Source organism: Leucobacter sp. M11, from assembly GCF_035726885.1.
GTDB lineage: Bacteria > Actinomycetota > Actinomycetes > Actinomycetales > Microbacteriaceae > JAPFRB01.
Map to the genome: position 1 here is coordinate 464,585 of NZ_JAPFRB010000001.1, position 3,256 is coordinate 467,840.

Annotated in this window: 3 protein-coding genes; all 3 read left to right on the forward strand. The window is 70.0% G+C overall.

Annotation, left to right across the window (positions count from 1 at the left end; translation table 11 throughout):
- The coding region (locus OOT08_RS02370; protein WP_325090948.1) for a hypothetical protein at nt 1-447 on the forward strand (447 nt) is incomplete at its 5' end.
- A 255-nt stretch (nt 448-702) separates the two neighbouring features.
- Entirely contained in the window at nt 703-1,815 is a 1,113-nt protein-coding gene (locus OOT08_RS02375) for a mandelate racemase/muconate lactonizing enzyme family protein (protein WP_325090949.1), read from the forward strand.
- A complete protein-coding gene (locus OOT08_RS02380) occupies nt 1,812-3,251 on the forward strand; it encodes a YfcC family protein (RefSeq protein WP_325090950.1) in 1,440 nt (479 codons plus the stop codon). The genes OOT08_RS02375 and OOT08_RS02380 overlap by 4 nt, the downstream gene beginning before the upstream one ends.
- Nucleotides 3,252-3,256: the final 5 nt, after the last annotated feature.

The window sequence follows — 3,256 nt, forward strand, 5'->3', positions numbered from 1 at the left end:
CTGCAGGTCTACGAGGCCGAGGACCACGCCCTGCAGGCGCTCCGCGCCGCGCTCGCCGAGGACCGCTCGGCCGCCTATCTCGTGGACGAGGAGTCCCGGGTGACGGGGCCGCTCGGCGAGGACGCCGCCGCCCGCGAGGCCCGGCACACCGATCCGTGGCTCACGGGGCTCGCCTCCCGGGCCCGCGTGCACGCGAGCTCGCTGGATCGGGTGCTCGCCTTCGCCGAAGAGCGGGGGTTTCGCCCCTTTGCCGCCGCCGAGTGGGCGGGCGCGAGCCAGACCTCCGGCCGCACCGCCGAGCGCACCGTCCGCAAGCTCCTCGACGCGGGGATCCTTGTCGCGGTGGGCCAGGACCGCCCGCAGGCCTCCGGGCGGCCGCGCACCGTCTACGCGCTCGCGCCGGAGGTCGAGGCCCGGCTCCGGGACCGGTTGCTCCCCGAGCGCTGAGCCGCGCCGCCGCGCCGGGCCGGGCTGGGTTAGGGCGGCGCGGGGTGGCTCCGCCGCCGCACGCCGGGGCCGGTCACGGCCGTGCGGCGCTGCCCGCTTCGCCCGGAGCGCTCCCCCGGGCCCGCGCGGTCCGGCGTGCGCGGCGCGGCTGGGCCACCGCGAGCCACGACTCGAATTGACAGCGGATGCCCAGGGAAGCAGAATACCTATTACCGACATCCAAGCGACATGATTACAACGAGGTAGCTCCCCAGGATGAGAATCACCAGCGCAGAAATATCCGTTCTTGAGGTCCCCCTCAAGGTGCCCTTTATCGTCGCCTACGCCCGCTACGACGCGATGCCCACCGTGATCCTCACGCTGCGCACCGACACGGGACTCGTGGGCTACGGCGAGGCCGTTCCCGACGAGCACGTCACGGGCGAGAGCATCGCCAGCGTCGTCGCCGCCCTGCGGGACCAGCTCCTGCCCGCCCTCTGGGACACCGATCCCACCGACATCAACGCGGTGCACGCGGCGATGAACCGGGCCCTGCTCGGCAACGGCGCGGCCAAGGCCGCCCTCGACATCGCCTGCTACGACCTCTTCGGCAAGCACGCGGGGCTGCCCGTCTACGCCCTCCTCGGCGGGCGCAAGCCCGAGCCGCCCATGATCGCGAAGGTGCTCAGCATCCTGCCGCCGGCGGAGCTGGCCGAGCAGGCCACCGCGGCCGTCGCCCAGGGCTTCACGCACCTGAAGATGAAGCTCGGCGATCCCGCCCTGGACGTCGAGCGGGTGCGCCAGGTCCGCGCGGCCGTTGGCCCCGCGGTCGGCATCCGCGTGGACGTCAACCAGGGATGGACCGACGTGGCCACGAGCCGCCGCATGATCGCCGCGATCGAGCCGTTCGGCATCGACTGGGTCGAGCAGCCCTTCCTCGCCGAGCACCTCGCCGGGTTCCGCCAGCTGCGCCCGCACACCGCGATCCCGCTCATGGCCGACGAGGGCGTGATCACCTCGGCGCACGTCGCCCAGCTCGTCCGGGACGAATCCGTGGACATGGTCAACCTGAAGCTCATGAAGTCCGGCGGCATCCTGCCCTGCAACCGCCTCGCCACCCAGGCGGCGCTCGGGGGCATCACCGCGCAGATCGGCTCGATGCTCGAGACGAGCATCTCCTCCGCCGCGGGCTACCACCTCGCCCTCGCCCACCCCAACATCGTCTCCACGGAGCTGTCCGGACCCGTCGCCTTCCTGACGGAGCCCGGCAACCTCCGCTTCCCCCTCCCCTTCGTGGACATCACCAACCGCCCGGGACTCGGCGTCGACGTCGATGTCGACATCCTCGCGTCCCTCACCCTTCACACCCAGGAGCTCAGCCGCCCATGACCGCCCGCAAGCAACGCGTGACCACCGACACCGGCGCCGGCCGCACCATGCGGCGCCGCCTCGCGATCCCGCACACCTACGCGATCATCCTCAGCATCGTGGTCCTCGTCGGCCTGATGACCTACCTCATCCCCTCGGGAGAGTTCGAGCGCGTCGACGTCGACGGCCGCCTCATGGTCATCCCCGACACCTTCGCCCAGGTCGCGAAAACCCCCATCGCCCCCTTCGATATCGTGACGGCGATCCCGCGCGGCATGCAGTCCGCCGCGCAGATCGTGTTCTACATCTTCCTGGTCGGCGGCGCCTTCGGCGTCATCCGGGCCACCGGGGCCATCGACGCGGGCATCAACCGCCTGGTGCGCAAGATCGGCACCAACGACCGCTTCCTGATCCCGCTCGTCATGGTGCTGTTCTCCGTGCTCGGCTTCACCACCGGCATGGCGGAGGAGTGCATCATCTTCGTGCCCATCGGCATCGGTATCGCGCTGTCCCTCGGCTACGACGCGATCGTCGGCACCGCGATGGTCGCAATCGGCGCGGCCTCCGGCTTCATCGGCGGCATGATGAACCCCTTCACCGTGGGCGTCGCCCAGGGCATCGCCGAGGTGCCGCTGTTCTCGGGCTTCGCCTTCCGCACCGTCGTCTACGTCTTCGTGATCAGCGCCGCGATCTTCTACGTCATGCGCTACGCCGCGAAGATCCGCAAGAACCCCGAGGCCTCGATCCTGCACGGCCGGATCGGCGAGGTCGGCTCGACCGCCTACGCCGTCAGCGAGACGATCCCCGACTTCACCCGCCGCCGCGGGGTCGTCCTGCTGCTGCTCGCCGCGGGCATCGCCGTCAACATGTGGGGCGTGTTCAACTGGGGCTGGTTCCTCGACGAGCTCGCCGCGTCTTTCTTCGTTGTCGCGATGCTCTCGGGCATGATCGGCGGCCTGGGGGTGAACGGCACTTTCTCGAACCTCGTGGACGGGATGCGCTCCGTCGCCTTCGGCGCGCTCGTCGTTGGCTTCGCCCGCGCCATCCTCATCCTGATGCAGGACGGCGTCATCCTCGACACCATCGTGAACGCGATCTCGGGCCTGATCTCGGGCTGGCCGCCGGAGCTGACCGTGCTCGGCATGTTCTTCTTCCAGGCGATCCTGAACTTCTTCATCCCCTCGGGCAGCGGCATGGCCGCCACCACCATGCCGCTCATGGTGCCGCTCGCGGACCTGCTCGGCATCGACCGCCAGGTCGCGGTGCTCGCCTTCCAGTACGGCGACGCGATCACGAACTCGATCATCCCGACCTCCGGCGCGCTCATGGGCTACCTCGCGGTCGCACGAATCCCCTACGAACTCTGGGTGAAGTTCATTTGGAAGCTGATCGTGGCCTGGCTCCTGATCGCCTCGGTCGCCCTCGTGATCGGCACGGCATTCGCGGTGACCGGATAGTGTCA